This window comes from Clostridium saudiense, from assembly GCF_000577815.1.
Taxonomy (GTDB): domain Bacteria; phylum Bacillota; class Clostridia; order Clostridiales; family Clostridiaceae; genus Clostridium; species Clostridium saudiense.
In genome coordinates this window covers 52,460-78,090 of sequence record NZ_CBYM010000013.1, presented here as the reverse complement: position 1 = coordinate 78,090, position 25,631 = coordinate 52,460, and the positions used below count along the sequence as shown (strand labels likewise).

The window sequence follows — 25,631 nt, the reverse complement described above, 5'->3', positions numbered from 1 at the left end:
TATTTTAGTTTAATAATTATATCATAAACATTATTAAAACTATATTGTGAGTATTTATATATTATAAACGTATTTTAAATAAACAACTTCTTCAAAAAGTGACCTTAAAATTAATTTAAATTTCAGTTCCATTTTTAAATTGACTATTATACAAACTAGCATAAAACCCATTTTTCTCTAATAGTTCATCATGTGTTCCACTTTCAATTATTTCTCCATCTTTTAATGCTAGAATTTTATCTGCATTTCTTATTGTACTTAATCTATGTGCTATAACAAATGTTGTTTTTCCTTGCATCAATTTAAGCATTGCATTTTGTATTAATACTTCTGTTCTTGTATCTATTGAAGATGTTGCCTCATCTAATATTAATATTGATGCTTTTGATAATATTGCTCTTGCTATAGCTAGTAACTGTCTTTGTCCTTGTGATAAATTACAACCATTATCAGCTAGAATTGTATTATATCCCTCTGGCAGTTGTTTTATAAAATGATGTGCATCTGCTATTTTAGCTGCTTCTATTATTTCTTCCTCTGTAGCCTCTAACCTACCATATCTTATATTTTCGCTAACACTTTCTGAAAATAAATAAGTATCTTGAAGTACCATTGCTACTGATTTTCTTAAACTTTCTCTTGTTATATCATCAATATTTTTACCATCAATTAAAATTTCACCACTATCAATTTTATAAAACTTAGTAAGTAAGTTAACTACAGTAGTCTTTCCAGCTCCTGTAGGTCCTACTATTGCTATAACCTCACCTTTTTTTGCTTCTATTGAAACATTCTTTAATATTTCTTTTCCCTTTTCATAAGAAAAAGTTACATTTTTAAGTTCAACATGTCCATCAATATTAGTTATAGACTTTGCCCCTTCTTTATCCTTTTCTTTTTCTTCATCTATAACCTCAAACACCCTTTCAGCACCAGCTAGTGCACTTTGAATAGTATTAAACAAGTTCATTATTTCATTTATAGGACGAGTAAAATTCCTCATATATAATAAAAATGAAAATACTACACCAACTGTAATTGCAGATCCTTTTAATATTAAATATCCACCTACTACAGAAATTATTAAATATGAAATATTATTTATAAAATTATTTATAGGTCCCATAAAAGAAGATACACCTTGTGCTATTATTGCACTTTTAGTAAGCCTTTCATTTATCTCAGAAAACTCTCCTTTAACCTTTTCTTCTTCTGAAAATAATAAAACAACCTTTTGTCCTGAAACCATTTCTTCAATATACCCATTTAAGTTTCCTAGTTCTTGTTGTTGCTTTACGAAAAATTTTTGAGTTTTCTTTGCTAATATTTTTGTGGTTATAAAAGTTAAAGGTACTGTTATCATTCCTATTAATGTTAATAATGGACTTAATATAACCATTGCAATAAACATTCCTACAACATTAATTATTCCTGAAAAAAGCTGTGTTATACTTTGAGATAATGTTGTATTTATATTATCAACATCATTTGTAAGCCTACTCATTAAATCTCCACTTGAATTATTATCAAAATACCTAAGTGGAAGTTTTTGAAGATTAATAAATAAATCTTTTCTTATTCTTGCCGAAACTCGTTGCGCTATTTTTAGCATTACTATATTTTGATAGTATGTTGAAAAAATATTTACTAAATACATTAAAACTAATATTGTGCATATAAAAGCTAAGCCTTTCATATCTCCCGTTTCAATAAAATTATCTATTGTATATCCATTTAATCTAGTTCCAAATATACTAATTAATGTAGTAACAAAACATAAAATAAATACTATTAAAATACTTGCTTTCTTTTCAATTAGGTATCCAACTAACCTTTTTACAGTTCCTTTAAAATCCTTAATTTTTTCTGCCTTTTTTTTATGAAGATTATGTGGACCTGCTCCTGGCCTCATTTGTATTGCTGCTCTACTAGGCATTTGAAACAACCTCCTCCCCTAGTTGTGATATGGCAATACTTCTATATATATCACACTCTTTAATTAATTCCTCATGATTTCCAATTGCTACAATTTCACCATTATCCAAAACTATTATTTTGTCGGAATCCTTCACAGCTGAGATTCTTTGAGCTATAAGAAATATAGTAGAATTTTTCATTCTATTTTTAATTGATTTTTGAAGTTTTGCTTCAGTTGCCATATCTAATGCACTACTTGAATCATCTAAAATTAATATCTTAGGATTTTTAATTAATGTTCTTGCAATAGAAATTCTTTGCTTTTGCCCCCCAGATAAATTTTTACCTCTTTGTCCAACTTCCCTATTGAATCCTTCATTATTTGCATTTATAAATTCAAAAGCTTGAGCATCTTTTACTGAACTTATCATCATTTCTTCAGTTGCATCTTCTTTACCAAACTTTAAGTTATCTTCAATACTTCCCGAAAAAAGAGTTGTATCCTGAAGTACAACACCAATTAATGATCTTAATTCATTTATTTTTAAATTTTTAACATCTTCATTTCCAATCATTACAGTTCCACTACTTGTATCATATAATCTTGGAATAAGTGATATTAATGTACTTTTCCCACTTCCTGTAGCACCTATAATTCCAATCTTTTCTCCTTCTTCAGCCTTAAAAGATATTCCTTTTAATACATAATCTCCATCTTTATTATATTTGAAGTAAACATCTTTAAAATCTATATTAAACTTATTTATCTTCTTTGCATCTTCTTTGTCCGTTATTGATGATTCCACATCTAAAACTTCATTGATTCTACTTGCAGATACCTTTGCTCTAGAAAAGTTAATGATAATCATTACCAACATATTTAAAGAACTCATTATTTGAACTAAATAATTTATAAATGCCATTATCTTTCCTATTTCTAATGAACCCTTATTAACATAATTTCCACCAAACCAAAGTATAGCAACAACACTTAAATTCATTATCAATGTAACTAATGGCCATAAAAGTATAGTTACGCTTTGAGCTTTAATACTAGTACTCATCAAATCATCATTTGCATAACTAAATCTTTCTTTTACCTTATCTTCTATAGCAAATGCCTTAACGACTCTAACCCCTAATAAGTTTTCTCTCATAACTAAATTTACATTATCTATTTTCTTTTGCATTGCAGTAAAAAATGGAGTTGATTTAGCTGTTATTACAGTTACACTTAATATTATTAATGGAATTACAACTAAAAATATCATTGATAGCTTAACACTAATACTTAGTGACATTATAATTCCACCTAAACAAATTAGTGGAGATCTAACCATCCCTCTCAGTGCCATCATCACCATATTTTGAACTTGTGTTACATCATTAGTTAATCTAGTAATAAATGATGATGTTTTAAATTGGTCTATCTCCGAAAATGATAAACTTTGTATTTTATTAAATAAACCTTGTCTCATATTTTTTCCCATATTCATCGAAGCTAAAGTAGAAAAAACACCACAAAGCATTCCACCTAGTATACCTATAAAAGCAACTACTATCATTTTGAACCCAACATTTAATACATAAGTAATATCACCATTTGCAACACCTATATCTATAATATCTGACATAAGTTTAGGTTGATTCAAATCCATTATAACTTCAATAAACATCATTAAAGGTGCTAAAATAGTATAAATAATTGCACTTCCTTTAATGTATTTAAGTAGTTTAGTCATTTTTTTCTTCCTCTCCTTTACTTAAATTATTATACATTCTTTCAAAAAAGCTTTTTGCTTGCTCCTTTTCCTCTTGAGTAAAATCCCTAAAGCATTCTTTTTCAATTTCACAAATAGCTCTTTGAGAGTTTTTCTGAGTTATTTTCCCCTTTTCAGTTAAATATACATTAATAATTCTTCTATCACTTGTATTAAGCCTTCTTTCAATAAAACCAGCTTTCTCCATAGTTGATAAAATACTCGTAACCGTTGCAGGTTCAATATTACAGTTTTTTGCTATATCTTTTTGTATACTCCCATCATTTTCTGCTAAATAATTTAATATTTTAGGTTGCCCCTTTGATATATCACACTTTCTAAACTCATCATGGCATCTCTTACGATGAACCCTTTTTAGTTTCATAAATACTTTAATTAACTCTCCATCATTCATATTCTTTGCCTCCTAAAAGTAAATTATTTAAAAATCATATAATAGTTAGATATCTAATAATTAGATATCTAACTATTGTTATAAATTTATATTTCTTATATATCAATAAAAAATCCTATAATTATTTTTCTTACATAATTTAATTTTTTATATAATTATTTATACTTCTAATGTAATCCTTAAAATGAATATTTTATCTTTTTATTGACAAAATAAATAAGTAATATAAACTGAGAATTTTTATAGGAGGTGTGGTCATGAAACATAATGAAAGCATCGCTTGTACTGTTATTGAATGCAAATTTCACTGTAATGAAGATAATTATTGTACTCTAAATAAAATTCAAGTAGTCAGTCATACAGGATGTGTATCAAGTAAAGAATGTACTGATTGTGGTAGCTTTTCTAGAAAATAATCCTTAATATAAGGTGTGTTTAATCTATTAATTAACTACATACTTTTTCATTATTTCTCTTATTTACTTTATAAAATTTATTATTTTAAACATACTAAATATTATTAATAAATTATAAGGAGTGTAACAAATGAAAAGAAATTTAAGCTTATTTTTAGCTACATTAACACTATCAACTCTTGTTACTAGTAGTATTCCTACCTATGCATATGAACCAAATATTATAGACACTACTGAAACTTCAAGCTCTGATAGCTCACTAGAAACTAATGAGTTAGCTGAAAATCCTTACTCTAGCTTTATTGATGAAACATACTATAATATTACTACAGATTACTTAAATGGAATCATAGATAAATTAACTAAACTTCCTGCTTCCGGTAGTGTTTGTATCGATTATTTATCTGAAGAGATTTTATTACATAGAGCTATTTTATTTGCAAGCCATAATATTCAAGGATATACTTCTAATCCTGAATTAATTGATATCATAGATGATATTGTTGACAATTATACTGGCGAGTTAAAAGAAATGAGAGAAGAACTAAATAAGTTAATTGAAAATGCTAAAAATACTAAAGATCTCAAAGAAGATACTGAATATCATAAGAACTTTAAAGTAATTGCTGATAAATTATCAAAAGAAATTTCAAAAATACCTACTAATGAAAGTAATGAATTAACATATATCAAGCAAATTAATGCCATATTACAAGCTTCTCATGATATTGCTCTATTAGATAATAAATGTGCTAAAAGTGAATTAGTTAAGGAAATTGCTAAAGTTACTATAACTAACACAGAAGAATATATGTCTAGATTAAAGACATTAGAGCAAGCACTTAAATAAATTATATAAAATAAAGGTGTAATATTTAGATACAATTAAATATTACACCTTTATTTTATATTTTGAATTTTTTAAATATAATTGGATAAATTCCTATTCCAAAAAAGCTTATTACTGCATATCTAATGAATGCAAAAATTTGCCCAGTAGGTAATATAACTTTCAAACCTGTTTGTAAAATTAAAAGTATTAATACTCCAATTAAAACTCTAATTATCTTGTTCACTCTAGTTCCTTCTACTGAAAAATTAACATATTTCTTTTCTACAAACATCCCTATTAAAAATCCAAAATAAGTTCCTAATCCTTTTATGAAATCTGCAGAATGTGCAAATGTTAATGCTGGCAAAAACAATACAAATGTAATTAAATATAACAACATTTTATTTTCTATTCTTATATATAACTTGTAACATATCCAAGCTGTTAATACACCTAAAATTGCACCTACAATTACATCTTTAGGATAATGTACACCTAAATACAATCTTGAAAAACCAATCAATACTATCATTATAGTTGCTATTATATACATTGCTTTCTTTTTCATATAAATAGCCATTGATCCATAAAATGAAGCTGCTCCTTGTGTATGACCACTTGGAAATGAATATCCTGTTGCAGTTTCTTCTCTTAATGTTCTAATTCCCTCTTCACCTATAGGTCTTTTTAATTTGAAAATATCTTTAATAGCATTATTCACCAACACACTTGTTAATACTGAATATGCAATATATTCTCCAAATTTTTTATCTAATGCCCAATAAATTATTGATATTATTACAATTAAAACTATCTGCTCTCCACATATAGTAATTAATTGAAATAAAAAATCAAAAAATGGGTTTGAAATGCTTTGTATATGTCTTAAAATTTCTAATTCCATACTTCCTCCTTAAGTTTTTGATTTGAATGTTGTTTTTTCTCTTCCCCTCCTAAAGATTCTAAAGCAAATGCTACATATAATTGCGTGCTTATTAGTACAGCCTTTTCATCTATATTAAATTTGTCATTATGATTAGGATAATCCCTTCCTATTTCTTCATTACCGGCTCCTACAAAGACAAATACTCCTGGAATCCTTTTTTGATAAACAGAAAAATCCTCTCCTAACATCATTCTTGGAACCTTGATAATATCTTTTTCATCAAATATTTTTTTTGCAGCATCTAATGCTGTTTTAGTAACTTTTGGATCATTAATTACTGCTGGATGATGAGATATATCATACTCAACACTTGCAGTTGCTCCATATGCTATTGCTGTACTATATGCAATCCTTTTTATTGATGTTTGTATATGCTTTGTTGTGCTTGCATTAAAACATCTAATAGTTCCTTCAATAAAAGCCTCTCCCGAAATAATATTATGTGTTTCTCCTGACTTAATATGCCCAATAGTCACAACTGCAGAATTTAGCGGATCTATTTCTCTACTAATAATTGATTGTAAATTCATTACAATAGCTGCACAAACAATAGTTGCATCTATACATTGTTGAGGTTTACCTGCATGTCCAGATTTCCCTGTAATTTTAATAGTAAATTTATTAGAAGCAGCCATTCTAGGACCTTCTTCAATAGATATTTTACCACATTCAATATCTCCAAATACATGCAATCCAAAAATTTCTTCTACTTCATCTATATATCCATGCTCTGATATAAGCCTTGCACCACTGGAACATTCTTCTCCCGGTTGAAAAATCAAAACAATTTTTCCTGGTATATCATTTTCATATTTTTTCAAAATCATTGCAGCTCCAAGCAAGGATGCCATATGAGCATCATGTCCACAGGCATGCATTACTCCTTCATTTTCAGACTGATACCTTACCCCTGTATTTTCTTTAATTCTTAATGCATCCATATCTGCACGTAAAGCAATTACTTTCCCTTCTCCATGACCTATTGTTGCTACAACTTCTGTTCTTATTCCTTCTTCATATTTTACGTTTATTTTATCTAATTCTTCCTTTATTTTTCTCGAAGTTCTATGCTCTTGCATACTTAATTCCGGATATTTATGAAAATCCTTTCTTAGTCCAATTAGATAATTACCTATAAGCTTAGTTTCTTTTACAATATCCATAATACACCCCCCAATATAAAATTATATAATTTTATGAAAAAAATGTATATTATTTTATAAAATACATTTAACTTTCTGTAAAAATATGGTAATATCTATTTAGTAATTAATTTATAGAGGTGAGATTATGAAAAGAAAATTATTAACTTTATGTTGCACTACTGTACTATGCTTATCACTAATATCATGCGGATTAAAAAGCGCTATTACAGGTACTAATGCTGCTGATGACACTACTGATGATTCTTTAACTGCAACAGAAAATAACAACCAAACTTCTGAAGGTGATGGAGACATAACAAATGATCAGTCTACAGATGCGAATTCTGAATCTTCTACTGATTCTGTTCTTGCTAATAATGATTTTGTTGATAATTCAGATTCTACTTCAACAACTTCTTCAAATAATGATTCTATAAGTAGTTTAGTAACAACTACTGATTCTTCTAGTTCTTCAACTATTAGTAGAGATTGTAGAATTTTCTACTATAATAAAGTTGATTCAAAAACTTATTGTACAGATACCAAAGCACCAGTTACTGATAATGCTTTTGTTACTGCATTAACTGAAAAATTATATGAGGCACCAAATAATAATAGTAATTTTATAACAATTTCTAAAGATTATGGAGTTAAATCAGCTACATTAGATTATTCAACTAATGTGTTAACTGTAGTTTTCAATTCTAATTTCCTTGATGAAATGAAACTTAATGATACTGATTCTAAAGGTCTAATGGCTGCAATAGTAAATACTTACGGTTATAATTACCAAGTAAATAAAGTTGCTGTTTATTTTGGTAATGATCTATATACTGGTTTAGATGGAACAGCTGAAGCTGGGTATAGCACTGTAGATTATACTAATATATTAAAACTTGATTAATAAAAAATTTAGCAGCAAATATTACATAGTTTACATAATATAAACTGTGTAATATTCGCTGCTTTTTTCTTCATTATTTATAACTTTCATATTTAATATTAATGGTTATTAGTTGTTTTAAAGAAATTTCGTTTTATAACTAAAAAATCTTCCATATCATTTAAAAATTGAAGTAATTGCGCCCTACTTTCAAACTCTTCTCTAGATTTCGGTAATTCCATTCTTTTAAATTCACTTCTTAAGCTTTCTAAATCATTTAATAACTCTTCACAATCATTTATTTCTCTTATATTTTCTGAAACACATAATGTAAAATCAGACATAACCTTCATTTGTTCAACTGGTATATTAAATCTTTCAAAATGTAGTCTCATTCTTTTTATAGTATCAAATTGATTAATTCTCATATTTATATAATCTGTATAATATGATGAGCTTTTAAAAAAGTTATTATTTACGATTTTATATGCAGTTTCCTTACTTTCATACAATCGTTTTTCAACTTCATTTATAAGTTTTTGCTCATCAATATCAACTGTATGAGTTACTAACGACTTTGACATTTTATTTATTATAATTCTATAATGCTCTTCAATCCATTCTTTATCTTCTTTAAATTTATCCTCAAGTGAAGGCATAAAAATATTAGCAATAGCAGCTACACCAATTCCAATTATCATTAATAATATTTCATTAACTATTAATAAAGTTGTTATTCTATTTGCAACTAAAAAATGTGTTGATAATACCACAGCTGGAACCATTCCTTCCTGTACTTTTAACCTAGAAGTAAGTGGTATCAAAATTATTAAAAATAAACCAAAAGCTAATGCTCCATTTCCTAATACTCCATATAAAATTACTGATAATAATATTCCTAAACTACAAGCAATAATTCTTTTATAGCTTATAATTAATGCTTTTTTTCTAGTATCTTGTATACTTAATATAGAAATAACTGCACCTACTGTTGCGTATTGTAATCCTAGCATATTTCCTATAATTAATGCTACAGTTGCCGATATTGCCATTTTAAAAGCTAAATTATATATGTACTTAAAGTATTCCATTATTTTTCCCTTTTGTCCTCCCTACCATGTCTGATATGACATATTATATACTAAAAACAAAAACAGTGACAAGCATAGCTTGCCACTGATACATATCAGGTACACATAAAATTCCTTTTAACTAATTTAACCTTTTTCTAAATTTTACTTTTGTTTTCTAATCATCTTTAGTACGTTTTATATATTATTTAGAACTATAAAATTAAGCATTTCTTTTATATCATTAAATTCTATTCCGTAGCTCATATTAGGTCTTTTTATAACTATTATTTTTACATCATTTAATAATGCACTATCAATTTTCTCTTTCATCCCTCCTTCCTCTCCACTATCTTTAGTTATTAATGCTTTTATTTTATATTCCTTAATAATCCCATTATTAATTTCAAAGCCAAATGGTCCTTTAATTGCTATTATATTATCCATTGATATACCATTATCTAAAAGCTTGCTTATTACCTTTGGTGATGGTAGTATCCTATGAATCATTCTATTATTTTCACCTTTTAAATTCTCAATTTTTAAAGCATTATTACTTCCAGTTGTATTTAAAATATTTCCATCTATACTCTTGAATACTTCCTGTAACTCTTCATATGTTTCTACAAAAATAATATTTTCTACACTCTCTTCTTTTTTAATATTATTTTTACTTAAATTATGAAAAAAGCTTTTTCTTTCATATCTTATATAATCAATCTTCATCTCTTTACAAACCTTAATTAATGTCTTACTTACCTCGCTAGCATATGGATGAGAAGCATCTACAAAAACTGTAATTCCAAATTTATTTATTAACTCCTTAAACTCTTCTTCATTTAGAGGCTTATAATTAAAATGCTTTGCCTTAAAATCCTTATAAATTTCATATCCATATTCAGTAGCTGTAGAAACAACTATTTCACCAGTATATTTATTTATATGTGATAAAATTTCCCTACCTTCCCCAGTTCCAAGAACAAACCCAATCATCAAATCACCACCTTTAATCAATGACAAGTTTCAAGTGTCAAGTTGTAGTATAAACTCCTTGGGAACTTTCTTGAAATACTTCCATAAATTCAGCCTAATCTAAATTTATTCCTTAACTTGCTACTTCTCACTTGTCACTATCCTATAACTCCAAACTACTAACTCAAAACTATTAACTTTTAACTAATTATAGACTCTTAACTAAACATCATATCCTCTAGGTGTAATAAACTTACCTTCTTTAACAAAGCTTTGAGAATTTCCTACAATAACTATAGAAAACATATCTACAACCTCTTCATCAAAGTTTTCTAAATTAAATAATTTATACTCTTGTCCATCTCTTAAAGCATGTCTAACTACCGCTACTGGAGTATTTAAATCTCTATATTCTTTAATTATTTCAATAGCTTCTCTTAAATAATATGGTCTTCCCTTACTTCTTGGATTGTATAAAGAAATAATCATATCTGCATCAGCTGCATTTCTCACTCTCTTTTTAATTAATTCATACGGAGTCATTAAATCACTTAAACTTATATTACAATTATCATGCATAAGAGGCGCACCAACTACTGATCCAGCTGCACTTGAAGCTGTAACTCCAGTTATGATTTCAACATTTTCATCTTTTTGCATTTGAAGAATAAGCCCAGCCATTCCATAAATCCCTGAATCACCAGTACTTATTAAAGCTACAGTATTATCTTCTTTAGATAGCTCTAAAGCTTTTCTACATCTTGCTTCTTCGCCTCTCATTCCAGTAGAAAACAATTCTTTATTTTCTACAAGTGGCTTTATCATATCAATATATTTGTTATATCCAACAACAATATTACTTTCTTCTATAGCCTCCTTAGCTCTTAAAGTCATATGCTCTAGTCCCCCAGGGCCTATTCCTATAACATATAATTTTCCCATTTTAATCTCCTTAATTTAGCTCACCAATGGCTAATGTCATTCCATCTTTTTTTATCTTTTTTATAATTATATTTGCTCCAGCTAATTCAATAACTGGTTCACTTACAGCTGAAACTCCAATTGATTTTTTTACAAATTCGCTACCTTCATATTTATCTTCAATAGTTGCTATTTCATCCCTAGTAAAAAATCTAATATCACAATTTAAGAATTGTTTTAAACTTAATATAGCTTCTTCATCACTTTTAACATCTACAGATGCAATTAAGTTAACTGCCCTTAAATCAATATTTTTTTCCTTTAATGTCTCAGTAACAAATTCGTACATCTTCTTACTTTCAGTATTTCTTCTACAACCAATTCCTAATACTATATCTTTTCTAACTAGCTTTAGAATTGTGCTTTCATCATTTAATCCAGCTTCTTTATTTCCTATCTCATCATTTTCTTTATTGCACATTTTACTATAATTATTTTTCGAATTATCATTGTTATTAACTTTATTAGTTATCCACAACATATTACTTTTAATTTCATCAACTTGTGTATATCCTTTAGGGCAACTTATCTTATTTTTATCATCCTTAAAATAAACTTCTTCATTATTAACAAGTCTACTAGCAATTACTTTTGCTATTTTTAAGCTATCAATAACAAGATTATTATTCTTTGCTATAACATCAGGAGCTAAAATATTCATATTATCAGTTGCTGTTGTTATAACAGGTGTATTATTTAATATTTTAGATATGTTTAAAGCTAAATCATTTGCTCCACCCAAATGTCCTGAAACTAAGCTTATAGAAAACTTATTGCAAACATCCACCACAACTACAGCTGGATCTTTATCTTTGCCTTTTAAATGCTTTGATATTGCTCTTACTGCAATTCCTGTTGAACTTATAAATACTATAGAATCATATTTTTCAAAACACTCTTTAGTTATATCACTTAAGTTAAAATCACTTCTTTTAGATTTAAAGTATAAATCTCCACCAATTTGTGATTTTATTTTTTCTCCTAAAATATCACCTTTTTCAGTAACACTTATAATACAAATCATAATTACTTTTTAGCCTCTCTATACATATGAGTAAATGTTTTATCGTATAAAAGACTTTTTTCATAATCACAGTCAATAAAGTCTCCAACTAATATTTGAGCACATTTAGTAATCTTAGCTTCCTTAACCTTATCTGCAATATCATCTAAAGTTCCAATTATGCTTCTTTCATTATCCCAAGTTGCTCTTTCAATAACTGCTATAGGAACATTTCTTCCATATCCAGCTCTAAGCTTAGCTACCACTTTATCAATCATTGAAATTGATAAAAATATAGCCATTGAAGCTCCTATTTGTGCTAATTTTTCTAAATCCTCTGTTTCTGGTACTGGAGTTCTTCCTTCTACTCTAGTTAAAATTACTGTTTGAGTTACTGATGGAAGGGTAAATTCTTTTTTTATTGCCGAAGCTGCTGCAACAAAAGAACTAACTCCTGGCACTACCTCATATTCTATATTTAACTTATCAAGCTCATCCATTTGCTCCTTTATAGCTCCATATATTGATGGATCTCCAGTATGAAGTCTTACAATAGTCTTATCTTTATTTGTATCCATAACTTCAATAACTTCTTCTAAAGTCATCTTTGCCGAATTATATATTAATGCTTCTTCTTTACAATAATCCATATGCTCCTTAGCCACTAAAGAGCCTGCATATATAACTACATCCGCTTTTGTTAATATATCTCTCCCCTTAACTGTTATTAAATCAACATCTCCAGGCCCTGCCCCTATAAAATAAACCATAATTTTCTACTCCCTACTTGCTAATATTAGCGACATATAATCCCTAGCTTGTTTTATTTCTTCCTTGTCAGTTAATATAAGTTGTCCTTCTCTTCCTGCCCTACTTACATAAACATAATCAAATCCTTTTTCCTCTAAGAAATCTACTACAGTTTCTTCATGCTTATAAACCTTCATTATTACAACATATTTTTCATCTTTAATATCTTTAACTCTAGTTGCTGGTAATATCATAAGTGGATTATCCCCTACAACTAAAGTTCTATCAACTAAACTTGCAGCTGCACAAAATGAAGTTATTCCTGGTACTGTTTCAACATGGAAGCCTCTTTCTTCCATATGCTTTAACATATGAATATAAGTACTATAAACATAAGGATCTCCAATAGTTAAGAATGATACATTTTTACCTTCTTTTAATTTTTCTTCTATAAAATCATAAGCTTCCTTAGCTTTTTCAATTCTATTTTTCTTTCCCATTGGAAAATGTTTTATAACAACTTCAGTTCCTTCTTTTATATATTCTTTAGCTGTTTCTAAAGCTATACTTTCTCCACCCTCCATTGCACTTGGTGCAACTACAACATCACTATTTTCTATTGCTCTTACTGCCTTTACAGTTAATAACTCTTTATCTCCAGGTCCTACACCTATTCCATATAACGTTGATTTCATATTAATTTACACTCCTTATGCATTGAACAATATATATTGGATTATTTGCAATCATCATATAGCTTTGTCCTCTATTTTTACTTATATTTACTTGCGAAATATCTACTATGTAGTTTAACTTTTTCATAACTTCAATTGCTTTATATGCATTGTCTAAAGTTATAAAATTCATAACAATAGTACCTTCTTGAATTAATAATTCACTACACATTTCAATAATCTTTTCTAAACTTCCACCAGATCCACCAATAAATATTGAATCAAATCTTTTATCTTCTTTTATGTATTTTTCTAATATTTCTACAGCATCACCTTCATCTAATATCACATTAGTACAGTCAAACTTATCTAAATTAATTTTAGTTGTAGATATTGCATCTTCATCTCTTTCAATAGAATACACAACTCCATTACTTGAAATTTTAGAAGCTTGTACAGTTATTGTTCCTGTTCCTGAACCTACATCTAATACTGTAGAATTTTCTTTTAAATTCATCTTCCAAATACTTAATGCACGTATATCTTCTTTTGTCATAGGGCAATTGCCTCTTATGAATTCATCATCCTTAATTAAAATCATATATTTCTCCTAATTTAATTTTCTTCATTTTCTACAACTAATATAGACATATCGCTAAAGTCTACATTTATAAATTCCTCAGGCTTACCTTCTAAAATTCTCTCATTTTCATAAGATAAATACTCACCAATAATCACACTGCAATTAATATTATGTTCAATTAAAAGCTTACATAAATGTGCAGCATTATTTTTATTATCAGTTAGCCATATTGATAATTTATTTTGTTTAACTTTATCTATAAAATTTTCATTTCTTGCATGTACACTTCCTGTAAATGCATAAGACCAGCTTTTATTTAACTTAGTCGTTAAATATTGAAACGAGCTTAATCCAGGTATTACGACAATATTTCCTGGGTAATTCTTTTTTATATATTCGCTTATTCCAAAAAAAGTCGGATCTCCTGAAGCTACTAAAGCAATAGTCTTACCCTTTAAATTCCCCTTATCTTGCCCATTGCTATTAATATACTCCAAGGTTTCCTTTAATGAATTCATTACTATTTGGGGTTTATTAATGAACTCTAAATCATTAATCAGTCTTTCAAAACCAATAATAACATCACATTAATTTAATACCTCTATTGCCTTCTTTAATATATAATCTCTATTTCCTGGCCCCATTCCAACTATATAAAGCACAATTTTTCAACCTCCTATACTGATGAACGCTCTTATTACTTAAAACTTACTTTTTTCTATCACTTATTAACTGCTAACTAATCAAATTTTCCTAGTTTTGAAAGAGAATTATATAAAATCTTATAATCTGAAAATCCATAATACATTATTGCATCACATTTCATTTCGCCATAAGTATAAATTTTCATTCTTTCAACAATCTTATTTCCTATATTTTTATAAAGCTCATCATATCCTTCACCTAAGAACTTTACTGCACCTTCACTTGTTTTTTGCTCTAAAACTTTTTTAATAAGATTTGTATCATATCCTAAAAGTGCAAGCTCTAAAGCTATAACTTCAAGACGTACATCATTTACTCTGCTATGAGTATTAAAACATCCATAAGCAACTTTACTTACCTTCCCTATATGCCCTATAAGAACGACTTCTTTTATTTTAATTTCAGCACAACATTCCAATGCAAAACCTACAAAGTTAGATATTATAACTACTTCATCTTCTGAAAATCCATTATCATTTGCACACTTTTCACCTATATTCCCAAAAGTAAGAACTAATCTCTCCTTACCTCTTCCCTTTTGATTAATTTCAATTCGTATAGATTCCTTTAATGCTTCTTCTGACATTGGTTTAACTATTCCTGATGTTCCTAAAATAGAAATTCCTCCAACTATACCAAGCCTAGGGTTAAAGGTCTTTTTAGCAATTTCTTTTCCTTCAGGAACACTAATAGTTACCTTAATTCCACCTTCAATGTCACCAGGAAGATTTTCCATTACAGCTTCTTGAATAGTTTTTCTTGGAGTTGGGTTAATTGCATGAAGTCCTTTTTCTATAAATAACCCTTCTTTAGTAACTACTCCAACTCCTTCTCCTCCAACTAAAGTAAATCCACTATCTTGCTTTTCTACTCTTGCATAAATTTCTATCCCATCAGTTATATCTGGATCATCTCCACCATCTTTAATCACAGAAACTAAGCAATAATTTTCACCTTTTTCTATAGAATTTATAGGTATCTTTATCTCAATTCCCTTAGGTACTATTATGTCAACACTATTTAGAACTACATCATTAAAAAGCATAATTGTTGCTGCCTTTGCCGCTGCTGTTGCACATGATCCAGTAGTATATCCACATCTTAATTTCTTACCACCACTCATTACATAAAGATCTAGCATTCATCCTAACTCCCCACTTATTTAGTTACAAGTTACAAGTTGAAACTTGTCACTCCCTTAACTCAAAACTACTAACTCTTAACTACACAAGTCTACCTTTCAACAACGTTGTACATAAGAGCATTTACTATTGCTGCTGCAACTGTGCTTCCACCTTTTCTTCCCTTAACTCTAATATAAGGAACATTAAGTTCTTCTAAATTTTCCTTACTTTCTGCTGCTCCAACAAATCCTACTGGAACTGCAATAATTAACTTTGGCTTAGCTTTTCCATCTTTTATAAGCTCTTTTAATTTAAATAATGCTGTTGGTGCATTTCCAAATACAAAAATATCAACATTATCATTACAAGCCTTTTCTACAGCTGCCATTGAACGAGTTATTTGCTTTTCTTTAGCCTCTTTATGTACTTCTTCTAAATTTACATAACAAATAGCCTTTCCATTTAATTTTGATAAGGCTATTTTATTTATTCCTGATAATGCCATATTAGTATCTGTATAAATAATAAATGGTTTCTTAAAAATTTCTTTAGAAGCTTCTATCGCTCCTTTACTTATTTCTACTAAATCTTTGTATTCAAAATCTGCTGTTGTATGAATAGTTCTCTTTATTATAGACAATTCTTCTTTAGTGAAATTATGCTCACCCATTTCACCTTCTATAATTTTCATACTTGTATTTTCTATTTCCATTGGATTTTTAATATAGTCCATTTTTATTCACTCCAATTTTCTTATTTTAATAATCTCTTAATAAAATCTAAATTTCCAAAGAAATGCACATGTGGATATCCTGCTAATGTATTATTCTTTTTATATCCACATTTCCATTTAATTTCTTCGCCCGTATATGAAGTTTTTATTACATCATATATTGCCTCTTCATTTAAATTTACCTTTGACTTATGGAATTCATGACAATTAATTCTTATATCACCTAATGATACTGTTGCATAACCAAATCTATTTAGTCTTTTAGTCATTTCACTATTTCCTTTTAAGAATCCCACCATATCAACGCCATCTATATTTTCTGTTAAATACATTAATCCACCACATTCAGCATAACAATTCAATCCATTATCTAATGCTTGTTTTATGCTCTTAAGCATACTTGTATTCTTACTTAACTCTTCTTTAAATACCTCTGGATAGCCACCACCTAAATATAAAAAATCAATATTTTCTGGTAACTTTGAATCCTTAAGCGGGCTAAAGTAAATAACTTCACCAACTTCTTCTAATAACTCTATATTTTCTTTATAATAAAACCTAAAAGCTTCATCATAAGCTATTGCAATTTTCTTATTTTTATTTTCTAAATGATAATTATCATCGTACTTACTTATCTCCTTAAAACTTTCAATTATTTCAGTTAAATTTATATTTTCCTCAATAAGTTTAGCTAAATAATCTATCTTCTCATGTAAATTACCAACTTCTACACTTTGTACTAACCCTAAATGTCTACTTTCTAATTTAAGCTTTTCATCCTTTGGAATATATCCAAACACCTTTAAATTGCAGTGCATTTCAATTGCTGACTTTAATAAATTGTAGTAACTTTCACTAATACAATTTAAAATTACGCCTGAAATATTAGCATCCTTAAAATTTTTAATTCCATTAATTTCTGCACATAAAGTTATACTTTGTGCCTTTGGAGTAATTACTAATATAATTGGAGCATTATTTAATACTTTGGAAATACTATATGTTGAACATTCTTCAGTTAAACCTTTCCCATCATATAGTCCCATAACTCCTTCAACTACCGCTAAATCACCTTTTCCTCTTGAAAAACTTGCCTTAACCCCATCTTCTCCCATTAAATGCAAATCTAAATTTCTAGATACATTCCCTGTTATTTCAGTATGAAATCCTGAGTCAATATAATCCGGACCTACCTTATATCCTTGTACATCATAGCCTCTATTTTTTAATGCTTTCATTAATCCAAGAGTAACTGTAGTTTTTCCTCCACCACTACAATTGGATGAAATTATCATTGTTTTCATGCTTTATGTCTCCTTAACTTTTTACTTTTACCTTATGACCTTTTTTAGTTTGTCCAACACCGATATATCTATTGTTTATAAGATCTTCTATTCTATTTATATATAGCTCATTAAATTTTTCGTTTTCACCAAGCCCTTTCATATGCAAATTCACTTTAATACCTTCTTCTTCTAGCATAGACTTCCACGAATCTTCATCATCTGAAGCCATATCATTTCTTGCATGGTCGCCTGCAACCATCATTAATGGAGCTAAAGTTACTTCAGTTATATTTTTTCTTTTTAGTCTTCTAAGTACTGTTTCAAAATTAGGATATCCCTCAACTGTCCCAACAAATACATTTTCATATCCTTCATCTTCCAACACAGCTTGTAAACATCCATATACAGAATTTGATGGATGTGCAGTTCCATGTCCGACATACACTACAGCATTATTTTTCTCATATAATTCTTTTGTTGCTTCAATAAATAGTGAATAATCTTGTGGTAATTCCTCTATTCCTTGATAGTAAAAAATAGGTCTTCCTACTTTTAGAATGCTAAACTTATCCTTGAAAGCTTCTGCTATTTTATTTACATATATGAACTCTTCTCCAGGTATCATATGCAATGGTTGCATAATCACTTCTTCATATCCATCTTCATATAACTTTTCCATCATCTCCTCAGGTTTATCAACAAATATCTCATATTTTTCTTTTAATTTTTTTATTATCTTATGAGATGTAAATGCTCTATAAATATCATATTCACTGAAACTATTTCTTATTTGATTTTCAGCATTTTCAATTGTTTTCTCTAAAGTGTCTAAATAGCTTGTCCCAAAGCTAACTACTAATATTGCTTTTTTCATTATTTAAAATCTCCTAAAATTTATTTCAAATTATTTTTTCTTTAAATTTATTTATTCATTTTTATTTATTAACTAAAAAATCTAATTATGTTTATAAATTACTTTATAATAAAAAAATAAAAGCACCCTTCAATTAGGGTGCTTAAAAGACAACACAATATAACCAAAATTATACAGTTAGTAGTTTTTAGTTTTAGTTATCCTTAACTACTAAAACAACTCAAAACTACTAATTGAAAAAAGTATTTCTCACTTTTCTTCAATTTAGTTAGTAACAAACAACAAGTTACAAGTAACAAACTAATTTTAAAACCTCTTTTGGAGTTTCTTAAAATAAATTTCTGTAAATTCATCCTAAGCTAAATTTAGTCCTTAATTCTAAACTTATCACTTGAAACCTCTTACTTAACTTTCTATCATATCATCCTTACCTTCCCACCGAAGTATAGATTAAAATTTAGGCAGGTCTCCTGGCTTTAACTTCATCCTCTTCTCATACCTTCCCAGTTTTTAACCACCAGTGGATTTATTTAGAGATTTGTCCATTATTACAGTAGCGGGGGCTGCAGTGGCATTTAACCACTTTCCCTTTTAATTTAAAATTATAATACTAAAAATCTATAATTTTAAAACCTAAATTCTTTATTATTCAATTATATATCTCATTAAATAATAAAACAGATGATAAATCAAGTTATTTTTATAAATGCATCTATTTTTGAAAAATAATTTAAACTACTTCTTTTTCTTATTAACTATAATTGCTGTTGCTGATCCACTTACTGTTATAATGACTAATAATCCTATAATAATTTTTATTATCGTTGAATTACTATTAAAACCACTTCCGCCGTCAACTGTAACACTAATACTTTTTGTAGTAACTAACCCCTTACTATCAGTTACTTCGTAAGTTACTTTGTATACTCCCTTTTTGCTTACATTCACTTCATTTTCTTTAACAATAATCTTATTTGTTAAATTTCCATCTTCATCATCTAATGCTGTAACACCATCTAATGGATCAAAATATCTACCTTTTTCTAATGTAATGTCATTCGCATTAATAATTGGTGGTTTATTTTCTCCACTCATCTTATCTTCTGATTCAACAACAACCATCATTGCTTTATTTACCTTGTTTCCATTACTATCAATAATCTCATAAGTTACATGATAATTACCTTCAATACTTGTATCAACATTATTATATATAACCATAACCTTATTAGTTATATCTCCATCTTCTTTATCAGTTGCTGCTACCCACTCTAATGGATTAAATTTCGTATCTAATGCTATAGAAATATCATTGCAGTATATAACTGGTACATCTCCTGTTGAAGTTACTTTATTTCCATTATTAAAATTTTTAACTTTTACTTTAATTACACAAGATGCTGAAGTTCCCATGCTATCAGTAACCTTATATCCAACTTTATATATGCCTTCTTTATATACATTAACATAATTATATACTACTATAATCTTTCCTGTTATATCTCCATCTTCTTTATCTGAAGCACTTACCATTGCATATGGATTATACTTTTCACCTAAAGCTACTGTTATATTATCAGCATATATAATTGGTCTTGTATTACTTTTTGGTACAACATTAATATATATTTCCTTAGTAACTCTATACCCAGCACTATCACTTACTTCAAAAGTAACTGAATACTTTCCTACTACACTTATATCAACCATATTTTCAATAACTCTTATTTTTGAAGTTAAATCTCCATCTTCAGTATCATATGCATTTACTCCATTTAATGGATTAAAGCTTTCTCCTTGTTTAATAGTTCTATCACTTGCATTTATATATGGAGCCTCATTTTCTTTTTCTAAGGGTTTAACAACTGTAACTTCAATAGTTTTCCTTGTCTTACCTCCATCTTTATCCTTTATCTCATAAGTTACTACATATACTCCTTCTTTATTGACATCAACATTACTTGATACAACAATAATATCATTAGTTATATCTCCGTCTTCTTCATCAATTGCTTTTATACCATCTAACTCATTAAATTTATTTCCTAATTCTATTGTTTTATTTTCTGCATTTATTATTGGTAATGTATTTACTACTTCTTCACCTTTTTGTACTGTTATTGATATTGTTTTAGTTGCTTCTTTATTATCATTATCTTTTACGTAATAAGTTACCTTATATTTTCCTTGCTCATTTGGATTTACTTCATTTTCTTTTATTTCAATTTTATCTGTTAAATCTTCTCCATTATTTGACTTAGCAGTTACTCCATCTAGTGGATCAAACTTATCACCAACATTTATTGTTTTATCATTAGCATCTATTATAGGTAAGTTTTCAGACTCATCTCCTGTTACAACTGCTCCTTCATTTGATTTATCTTCATCCTTGCTATCTGTTGGTTCTTCCTCTGTATTATCTTTATTTTCACTATTGTCTATAACTTCATCACTTGGCTCTTCTTCTATTACTGATGAATCTGATGTATTCTCATCACTATTAATTTCAGAGTTCTCTGCCTCATTATTATCTACTACTTGATTTTCAATAATTGGTTCTGTAACCTCTTGTATATTTTCTTCTGAAACACTTTCTAACGAACCTTTTTCTACTACATTTCCATTTACCTTTACTATTTCTAATGTAGTGATTTCTTTTAACTCTCCTATATTCTCACATTTAACATTTCCTAAATTTATTTCTTTTAAGTTGCTAATTTCCTTTAATAAAGAAAATGACTTTATCTCTATATTTTCTAAATCACTATGCTCATTTTGTAATGCTTCTATATCTATCTTAGTTATTGCTTTTAATTCATCTTTTTTTATAGATTCATCTGATAATTTACCTAAAGTATAAAGTACTATTTTAAATAAATTGGAATCATAATCACCAGGATTTAAATTATTTTCGTCACTAACATTTTCCCCATCTTGATATACTTCACCTTCATTTAATTGTATATCCTTATCCTTAGTATCCTCCTCCCCCATATCTAAAACTTCTTCTGATTCGCTACTAGTCCCGGCCTCATCATTACCTTCGGCCTTAACATAAATACTTGTACATAACAATGTTACTATTATTACGCTACTTAAAAATATTGATAATAACTTCTTCTTCATACATTCCCCCATTATATTTAGAAGTAATATACTACATGCTATGATAAATTTTATGTTATGCTACCAACTGTATTCCTTTTGTATCAAAAAACACCTTCAATATTAAAAATTAATATTGAAGGTGTTTTTACATTTTAATATTATTTTATCTATTCTTTATCCTTATATTTTAGAATAACTTTATCTTTATTTTCCCCTAAAAATATATCTAAGTAAGCTAATCTATTAAAGCAAAATTCCTCTATTAACTTTTCACTCTCTTCTCTTATATAATAATCATGAGTATATCTATTTCTTAGCTTTACAGCCATTGAAAGATATCCTTTAAGCTTATCATCAAAAAAAACATCTCCCATGCTTTATCAATAAGTCCTGTAGCCGATATTGAACTTTTTAGTTTTCCATCATTAACTATTATATAACTTTCACACATATCAACTATATATTCAGTGAAATCTTGAAAAAATGCAAACATTGCTCTTCTCATAATTCTACTATTATTTTTTTATATTCAGCTATTGCCTCTTTAAGGTCTTCTAAATTATCATATGCACTTTGATATTTTTCTAAAAACTTTTCTTTCTTATATCTATAGTATGGATTCATCAATAATACCTCCAAAGTAACTGTACTGTTCATCTATTTTTAAAGTTTTTTCTAACTTTTCATTATTTCGTGCAGCTTTTAAAACATAATGATTAAAATCATACCATCTTTCTTCTTTTAATATATACTTATTATCGCTATCTACTGCCATACGTGCATATTTATTTCCAAAATCATTAAATAATACAAAGGTCAAATGAATATTGTTATAATTATAAAACTTACTAGCTATTTTCTTTATTTCATCTTCTATATCAAATGTATCTAAAAAAGTAACTTTCGGTGCAGTTACAACAAGTAAATCTATATCACTTCTATCTTTTATCCAATCATCTGTACCATAACTTCCGAATTCACATATAGCTATAATTTCATTATGTTTACTAATTGCCTTAATAAATTCTCCCTTATCCATATAAACCTCATTATTTTTACTCACTTATCTATATTATATCCTAAATAATTACTTTGTTAAACTAATGTATTAAGCTTAGATTTTAGAGAATAAATTTATTTATATTTTTATAAATCAAAATGAAACTAAGAATTTTTTATTGAAGTACCCGTGAATAAAATACTATTCTAACATTTAACTTTAGATATAATAATTTTTAAAGAAATAAGGTTAGCATTCCTTTTAATACTAACCTTAATACTTCATTCAACGTATATATAATTTTCTACTATCTTTTTAATACTTTAACACCATATTTATTTAACTTTAATTCCCCACTAACTTCTTCATTTGTAAGCATATCAACATACTTATTATCATCTAAAACAACAGTGTTATTTTCTTCACTAAAATTCATAACAAATACATAATCATTTTCACCATCAGTTCTCATTTGAGCTGTTACTCCAATAGGTAATTCAGTATTAATTACAGGTTTAATTTCTAAGTCATTTATTATTTTAGTAAAGAACTCAGTATCAAAATCATTATTAGTTCTTGCTGCTATATAATAAGCCTTACCATTTCCATAATTGTTTACTGTTAATGCAGGCATTCCAGCATAATAATCATTTTTATAAGTTGCTAATACTTCTGCAGTTTCAGCATGAATTACATCACAATAATCTCTTAATTTATAACTTCCTTTAGCACCTAACTCATTACTATCTTTAAACTCTAAATAATTTACATCTGAATCATACAATGTGTCAATTTCTTCAGCCCAAATTCCTGTAACTTCTCTTAGTGGTCCTGGGAATCCCCCTAAGAAGCATAAATCATTTTCATCAACTAATCCACTGAAATAAGTTGTAACTAAAGTACCACCATCTTTAACAAACTCTGTTATTCTTTCAGCAACACCTGGTCTTATCATATATAACATTGGTGCCACAAGCAATTTATACTTAGAAAAATCACACTCCATATTAACTACATCTACAGGAATTCCTTTTCTCCAAAACACCTTATAATAATCTTCAACAGCTTCAAAGTATCCCTTATTATCATTTTTAAGTGCTTGGCAATCATCTATTGCCCATCTATTTTCCCAATCATAAATTATAGCTACTTCTGGTTCTACACTAGTTCCAAGTATTTCAGTTAATTTTTCTAATGTTTCCCCTACTTCTGTAACTTCTCTAAATACCCTAGTATTTTCATGTCCACAATGATCTACTACTGCTCCATGGAATTTTTCAGATGCTCCTCTTCCTTTTCTCCATTGGAAGTATTGAACTGAATCTGCTCCATGTGCCACACCTTGAAGTGATGATAATAAATGCATTCCTGGTCTCTTAGTTTTATTTACCTTATGCCAGTTAACTAAGCTTGGAGTACTTTCCATTATTAAAAATGGTTGTCCGCCCTTTAATGTTCTATATACATCATGTACAAAACTAACATTAGCTGCAGTATCATATGTCTTTTCAAAATTATTATGCCATGCTGGATAATCATCCCATGATACAACATCCACTTCTTTAGCAAACTTCCAATAATCTAATCCATTAAATAAACTCATTCTTGGATAATCACCCATGAAATTAGTTGTAACAGGTATATTAGGTGTTATTTCTCTAATTGGTGCTATTTCATTTTTATAGAAATCTATAGTTTGATCTGTAGCAAATCTCTTCCAATCAAGATTATGTCCATGAACAAACTCTTCACCATGATGTGCTGGACTTTCTATTTGTGACCAACTAGTAAATTTATGACTCCAAAATCCTGTCCACCATGCTTTATTTAATTTTTCTAAATCATTTTCATATTTAACTTTTAACCATTCTCTAAAAGCTTCTTGGCAAAGATTACAATGACACTCTCCACCATACTCATTAGATACATGCCACATTATAAGTGCAGGATGATCTTTATATCTTTCTGCTAATATTCTATTAATTTCTGAAGTCTTTTCTCTATATATTGGTGAAGTAAAGCAGTGATTATGTCTTTGTCCATGAAGTATTCTCCTTCTATCTGACCAAACACGTAAAACTTCTGGATATTTTTCTGACATCCAAGCTGGTCTTGCTCCACTTGGAGTAGATAAAATTACATGAACCCCTGCCGCGGCCATATCATCCATAACTTTATCAAGCCATTCAAAAGTATACTTACCTTCTTCGGGCTCTATTGCGCTCCACCCAAAAATATTTATAGACACACAATTACAATGTGCTAATTTCAATAATCTTACATCTTCCTTTAATATCTCAGGATAATCTAACCATTGATCTGGATTATAATCTCCTCCGTGTAAAAAACCTTTAACCTTTTCATTAACAGGTTTAAATTTTTTAATCATTTTATATTCCTCCAATACCGCTTAATTATTGCATACTTCTTCTTATCTAAAATTTTGATATTTTT

Annotated in this window: 25 protein-coding genes, 1 pseudogene and 1 riboswitch; of the genes and pseudogenes, 3 read left to right on the top strand and 23 right to left on the bottom strand. The window is 28.1% G+C overall.

What is annotated here, in order from left to right:
* Positions 1-115 precede the first annotated feature (115 nt).
* From TY07_RS08520 to TY07_RS08510, 3 genes are read right to left on the bottom strand one after another with little or no spacing between them, the layout of a single operon-like run.
* Positions 116-1,936, bottom strand: coding sequence for an ABC transporter ATP-binding protein (locus TY07_RS08520; protein WP_078061317.1), 1,821 nt, complete (start codon positions 1,934-1,936; stop codon positions 116-118).
* Complete coding sequence (locus tag TY07_RS08515; protein WP_042398108.1) at positions 1,929-3,659, bottom strand: ABC transporter ATP-binding protein; 1,731 nt, start codon at positions 3,657-3,659, stop codon at positions 1,929-1,931. Before TY07_RS08515 ends, TY07_RS08520 begins: the two co-directional genes overlap by 8 nt.
* The gene (locus tag TY07_RS08510) at positions 3,652-4,092 is read right to left on the bottom strand and encodes a MarR family winged helix-turn-helix transcriptional regulator (protein WP_042398105.1); all 441 of its coding nucleotides are present in this window, start codon (positions 4,090-4,092) and stop codon (positions 3,652-3,654) included. Before TY07_RS08510 ends, TY07_RS08515 begins: the two co-directional genes overlap by 8 nt.
* A gap of 257 nt (positions 4,093-4,349) precedes the next feature.
* On the opposite strand from TY07_RS08510, the gene TY07_RS17630 reads away from it, so the two are divergent.
* Together TY07_RS17630 and TY07_RS08505 are read left to right on the top strand one after the other, a co-directional pair.
* Positions 4,350-4,508, top strand: a complete 159-nt coding sequence (locus TY07_RS17630; RefSeq protein ID WP_070102599.1) for a DUF1540 domain-containing protein — start codon at positions 4,350-4,352, stop codon at positions 4,506-4,508.
* 130 nt (positions 4,509-4,638) lie between these two features.
* Positions 4,639-5,358, top strand: coding sequence for a hypothetical protein (locus TY07_RS08505; RefSeq protein WP_042398102.1), 720 nt, complete (start codon positions 4,639-4,641; stop codon positions 5,356-5,358).
* Positions 5,359-5,413: 55 nt separating this feature from the next.
* Here the strand turns inward: TY07_RS08505 and TY07_RS08500 are convergent, their stop codons facing one another.
* Together TY07_RS08500 and TY07_RS08495 are read right to left on the bottom strand one after the other, a co-directional pair.
* A complete protein-coding gene (locus tag TY07_RS08500; RefSeq protein WP_042398099.1) occupies positions 5,414-6,244 on the bottom strand; it encodes a phosphatase PAP2 family protein in 831 nt (276 codons plus the stop codon).
* Complete coding sequence (locus TY07_RS08495) at positions 6,235-7,449, bottom strand: M20 metallopeptidase family protein (protein ID WP_042398097.1); 1,215 nt, start codon at positions 7,447-7,449, stop codon at positions 6,235-6,237. The genes TY07_RS08500 and TY07_RS08495 overlap by 10 nt, the downstream gene beginning before the upstream one ends.
* 127 nt (positions 7,450-7,576) lie before the next feature.
* On the opposite strand from TY07_RS08495, the gene TY07_RS08490 reads away from it, so the two are divergent.
* Positions 7,577-8,335, top strand: a complete 759-nt coding sequence (locus TY07_RS08490) for a GerMN domain-containing protein (RefSeq protein WP_042398094.1) — start codon at positions 7,577-7,579, stop codon at positions 8,333-8,335.
* Positions 8,336-8,433: 98 nt separating this feature from the next.
* On the opposite strand, the gene TY07_RS08485 is transcribed toward TY07_RS08490, so the two are convergent.
* The 18 genes and pseudogenes from TY07_RS08485 to TY07_RS08410 all read right to left on the bottom strand — a co-directional run bounded on the left by TY07_RS08485 (position 8,434) and on the right by TY07_RS08410 (position 25,566).
* Positions 8,434-9,405 (bottom strand): aromatic acid exporter family protein, encoded by a 972-nt coding sequence (locus tag TY07_RS08485; protein ID WP_042398090.1) that lies wholly within the window; start codon positions 9,403-9,405, stop codon positions 8,434-8,436.
* A 177-nt stretch (positions 9,406-9,582) separates the two neighbouring features.
* Complete coding sequence (locus tag TY07_RS08480) at positions 9,583-10,377, bottom strand: cobalt-precorrin-6A reductase (protein WP_042398086.1); 795 nt, start codon at positions 10,375-10,377, stop codon at positions 9,583-9,585.
* Between the two features lie 201 nt (positions 10,378-10,578).
* Complete coding sequence (gene cobJ, locus TY07_RS08475) at positions 10,579-11,298, bottom strand: precorrin-3B C(17)-methyltransferase (RefSeq protein WP_042398083.1); 720 nt, start codon at positions 11,296-11,298, stop codon at positions 10,579-10,581.
* 10 nt (positions 11,299-11,308) lie between these two features.
* The gene (locus TY07_RS08470; RefSeq protein WP_042398079.1) at positions 11,309-12,361 is read right to left on the bottom strand and encodes a cobalt-precorrin 5A hydrolase; all 1,053 of its coding nucleotides are present in this window, start codon (positions 12,359-12,361) and stop codon (positions 11,309-11,311) included.
* Positions 12,362-12,363: 2 nt separating this feature from the next.
* Positions 12,364-13,110, bottom strand: a complete 747-nt coding sequence (gene cobM / locus TY07_RS08465) for a precorrin-4 C(11)-methyltransferase (protein ID WP_042398076.1) — start codon at positions 13,108-13,110, stop codon at positions 12,364-12,366.
* A 6-nt stretch (positions 13,111-13,116) separates the two neighbouring features.
* Positions 13,117-13,785: a cobalt-factor II C(20)-methyltransferase gene (locus TY07_RS08460; protein ID WP_042398073.1), complete on the bottom strand. Its 669-nt coding sequence runs from the start codon at positions 13,783-13,785 to the stop codon at positions 13,117-13,119.
* Between the two features lies 1 nt (position 13,786).
* The gene (gene cbiT, locus TY07_RS08455; protein ID WP_042398070.1) at positions 13,787-14,365 is read right to left on the bottom strand and encodes a precorrin-6Y C5,15-methyltransferase (decarboxylating) subunit CbiT; all 579 of its coding nucleotides are present in this window, start codon (positions 14,363-14,365) and stop codon (positions 13,787-13,789) included.
* Between the two features lie 14 nt (positions 14,366-14,379).
* Positions 14,380-15,009 (bottom strand): annotated as a pseudogene (gene cbiE / locus TY07_RS08450) (precorrin-6y C5,15-methyltransferase (decarboxylating) subunit CbiE).
* 77 nt (positions 15,010-15,086) lie between these two features.
* Entirely contained in the window at positions 15,087-16,193 is a 1,107-nt protein-coding gene (gene cbiD / locus TY07_RS08445; RefSeq protein WP_042398067.1) for a cobalt-precorrin-5B (C(1))-methyltransferase CbiD, read from the bottom strand.
* 92 nt (positions 16,194-16,285) lie between these two features.
* On the bottom strand, positions 16,286-16,909 hold the full coding sequence (locus tag TY07_RS08440) for a precorrin-8X methylmutase (RefSeq protein ID WP_042398062.1): 624 nt from the start codon (positions 16,907-16,909) through the stop codon (positions 16,286-16,288).
* Positions 16,910-16,929: 20 nt separating this feature from the next.
* Positions 16,930-18,213 (bottom strand): cobyrinic acid a,c-diamide synthase CobB, encoded by a 1,284-nt coding sequence (locus TY07_RS08435; protein WP_042398060.1) that lies wholly within the window; start codon positions 18,211-18,213, stop codon positions 16,930-16,932.
* A 13-nt stretch (positions 18,214-18,226) separates the two neighbouring features.
* A complete protein-coding gene (locus tag TY07_RS08430) occupies positions 18,227-19,069 on the bottom strand; it encodes a sirohydrochlorin cobaltochelatase (RefSeq protein ID WP_042398057.1) in 843 nt (280 codons plus the stop codon).
* Positions 19,070-19,512: 443 nt separating this feature from the next.
* A riboswitch (cobalamin riboswitch) is annotated at positions 19,513-19,721 on the bottom strand.
* 83 nt (positions 19,722-19,804) lie between these two features.
* A complete protein-coding gene (locus TY07_RS17250) occupies positions 19,805-22,195 on the bottom strand; it encodes an immunoglobulin-like domain-containing protein (protein WP_052330656.1) in 2,391 nt (796 codons plus the stop codon).
* Positions 22,196-22,344: 149 nt separating this feature from the next.
* Positions 22,345-22,551, bottom strand: coding sequence for a hypothetical protein (locus tag TY07_RS18555; protein ID WP_242833241.1), 207 nt, complete (start codon positions 22,549-22,551; stop codon positions 22,345-22,347).
* On the bottom strand, positions 22,497-22,682 hold the full coding sequence (locus tag TY07_RS18550; RefSeq protein WP_242833240.1) for a hypothetical protein: 186 nt from the start codon (positions 22,680-22,682) through the stop codon (positions 22,497-22,499). Before TY07_RS18550 ends, TY07_RS18555 begins: the two co-directional genes overlap by 55 nt.
* Positions 22,679-22,801 carry a hypothetical protein gene (locus TY07_RS18720; protein WP_260457792.1) on the bottom strand — a complete coding sequence of 41 codons (123 nt, stop codon included), beginning with the start codon at positions 22,799-22,801 and terminating at the stop codon, positions 22,679-22,681. The genes TY07_RS18550 and TY07_RS18720 overlap by 4 nt, the downstream gene beginning before the upstream one ends.
* Positions 22,785-23,216, bottom strand: a complete 432-nt coding sequence (locus TY07_RS08415) for a nucleotidyltransferase domain-containing protein (RefSeq protein ID WP_042398054.1) — start codon at positions 23,214-23,216, stop codon at positions 22,785-22,787. The genes TY07_RS18720 and TY07_RS08415 overlap by 17 nt, the downstream gene beginning before the upstream one ends.
* Before the next feature lie 268 nt (positions 23,217-23,484).
* Positions 23,485-25,566: a beta-galactosidase gene (locus TY07_RS08410; protein ID WP_042398052.1), complete on the bottom strand. Its 2,082-nt coding sequence runs from the start codon at positions 25,564-25,566 to the stop codon at positions 23,485-23,487.
* Positions 25,567-25,631 lie beyond the last annotated feature (65 nt).

Bases quoted from the DNA above. Each gene is read 5' to 3' on its own strand.
- TY07_RS08410 (WP_042398052.1), bottom strand. From the start codon at position 25,566: ATGATTAAAAAATTTAAACCTGTTAATGAAAAGGTTAAAGGTTTTTTA.
- TY07_RS08470 (WP_042398079.1), bottom strand. From the start codon at position 12,361: ATGATTTGTATTATAAGTGTTACTGAAAAAGGTGATATTTTAGGAGAA.
- TY07_RS08520 (WP_078061317.1), bottom strand. From the start codon at position 1,936: ATGCCTAGTAGAGCAGCAATACAAATGAGGCCAGGAGCAGGTCCACAT.
- TY07_RS08510 (WP_042398105.1), bottom strand. From the start codon at position 4,092: ATGAATGATGGAGAGTTAATTAAAGTATTTATGAAACTAAAAAGGGTT.
- TY07_RS08485 (WP_042398090.1), bottom strand. From the start codon at position 9,405: ATGGAATACTTTAAGTACATATATAATTTAGCTTTTAAAATGGCAATA.
- TY07_RS08490 (WP_042398094.1), top strand. From the start codon at position 7,577: ATGAAAAGAAAATTATTAACTTTATGTTGCACTACTGTACTATGCTTA.
- TY07_RS17630 (WP_070102599.1), top strand. From the start codon at position 4,350: ATGAAACATAATGAAAGCATCGCTTGTACTGTTATTGAATGCAAATTT.
- TY07_RS08430 (WP_042398057.1), bottom strand. From the start codon at position 19,069: ATGAAAAAAGCAATATTAGTAGTTAGCTTTGGGACAAGCTATTTAGAC.
- TY07_RS08505 (WP_042398102.1), top strand. From the start codon at position 4,639: ATGAAAAGAAATTTAAGCTTATTTTTAGCTACATTAACACTATCAACT.
- TY07_RS08500 (WP_042398099.1), bottom strand. From the start codon at position 6,244: ATGGAATTAGAAATTTTAAGACATATACAAAGCATTTCAAACCCATTT.
- TY07_RS18555 (WP_242833241.1), bottom strand. From the start codon at position 22,551: ATGGGAGATGTTTTTTTTGATGATAAGCTTAAAGGATATCTTTCAATG.
- cbiD (WP_042398067.1), bottom strand. From the start codon at position 16,193: ATGCTAGATCTTTATGTAATGAGTGGTGGTAAGAAATTAAGATGTGGA.
- TY07_RS08515 (WP_042398108.1), bottom strand. From the start codon at position 3,659: ATGACTAAACTACTTAAATACATTAAAGGAAGTGCAATTATTTATACT.
- TY07_RS08495 (WP_042398097.1), bottom strand. From the start codon at position 7,449: ATGGATATTGTAAAAGAAACTAAGCTTATAGGTAATTATCTAATTGGA.
- cobJ (WP_042398083.1), bottom strand. From the start codon at position 11,298: ATGGGAAAATTATATGTTATAGGAATAGGCCCTGGGGGACTAGAGCAT.
- cbiT (WP_042398070.1), bottom strand. From the start codon at position 14,365: ATGATTTTAATTAAGGATGATGAATTCATAAGAGGCAATTGCCCTATG.
- TY07_RS08480 (WP_042398086.1), bottom strand. From the start codon at position 10,377: ATGATTGGGTTTGTTCTTGGAACTGGGGAAGGTAGGGAAATTTTATCA.
- TY07_RS08460 (WP_042398073.1), bottom strand. From the start codon at position 13,785: ATGAAATCAACGTTATATGGAATAGGTGTAGGACCTGGAGATAAAGAG.
- TY07_RS18550 (WP_242833240.1), bottom strand. From the start codon at position 22,682: ATGAGAAGAGCAATGTTTGCATTTTTTCAAGATTTCACTGAATATATA.
- TY07_RS17250 (WP_052330656.1), bottom strand. From the start codon at position 22,195: ATGAAGAAGAAGTTATTATCAATATTTTTAAGTAGCGTAATAATAGTA.
- TY07_RS18720 (WP_260457792.1), bottom strand. From the start codon at position 22,801: ATGAATCCATACTATAGATATAAGAAAGAAAAGTTTTTAGAAAAATAT.
- TY07_RS08440 (WP_042398062.1), bottom strand. From the start codon at position 16,909: ATGGACTATATTAAAAATCCAATGGAAATAGAAAATACAAGTATGAAA.
- cobM (WP_042398076.1), bottom strand. From the start codon at position 13,110: ATGGTTTATTTTATAGGGGCAGGGCCTGGAGATGTTGATTTAATAACA.
- TY07_RS08435 (WP_042398060.1), bottom strand. From the start codon at position 18,213: ATGAAAACAATGATAATTTCATCCAATTGTAGTGGTGGAGGAAAAACT.
- TY07_RS08415 (WP_042398054.1), bottom strand. From the start codon at position 23,216: ATGGATAAGGGAGAATTTATTAAGGCAATTAGTAAACATAATGAAATT.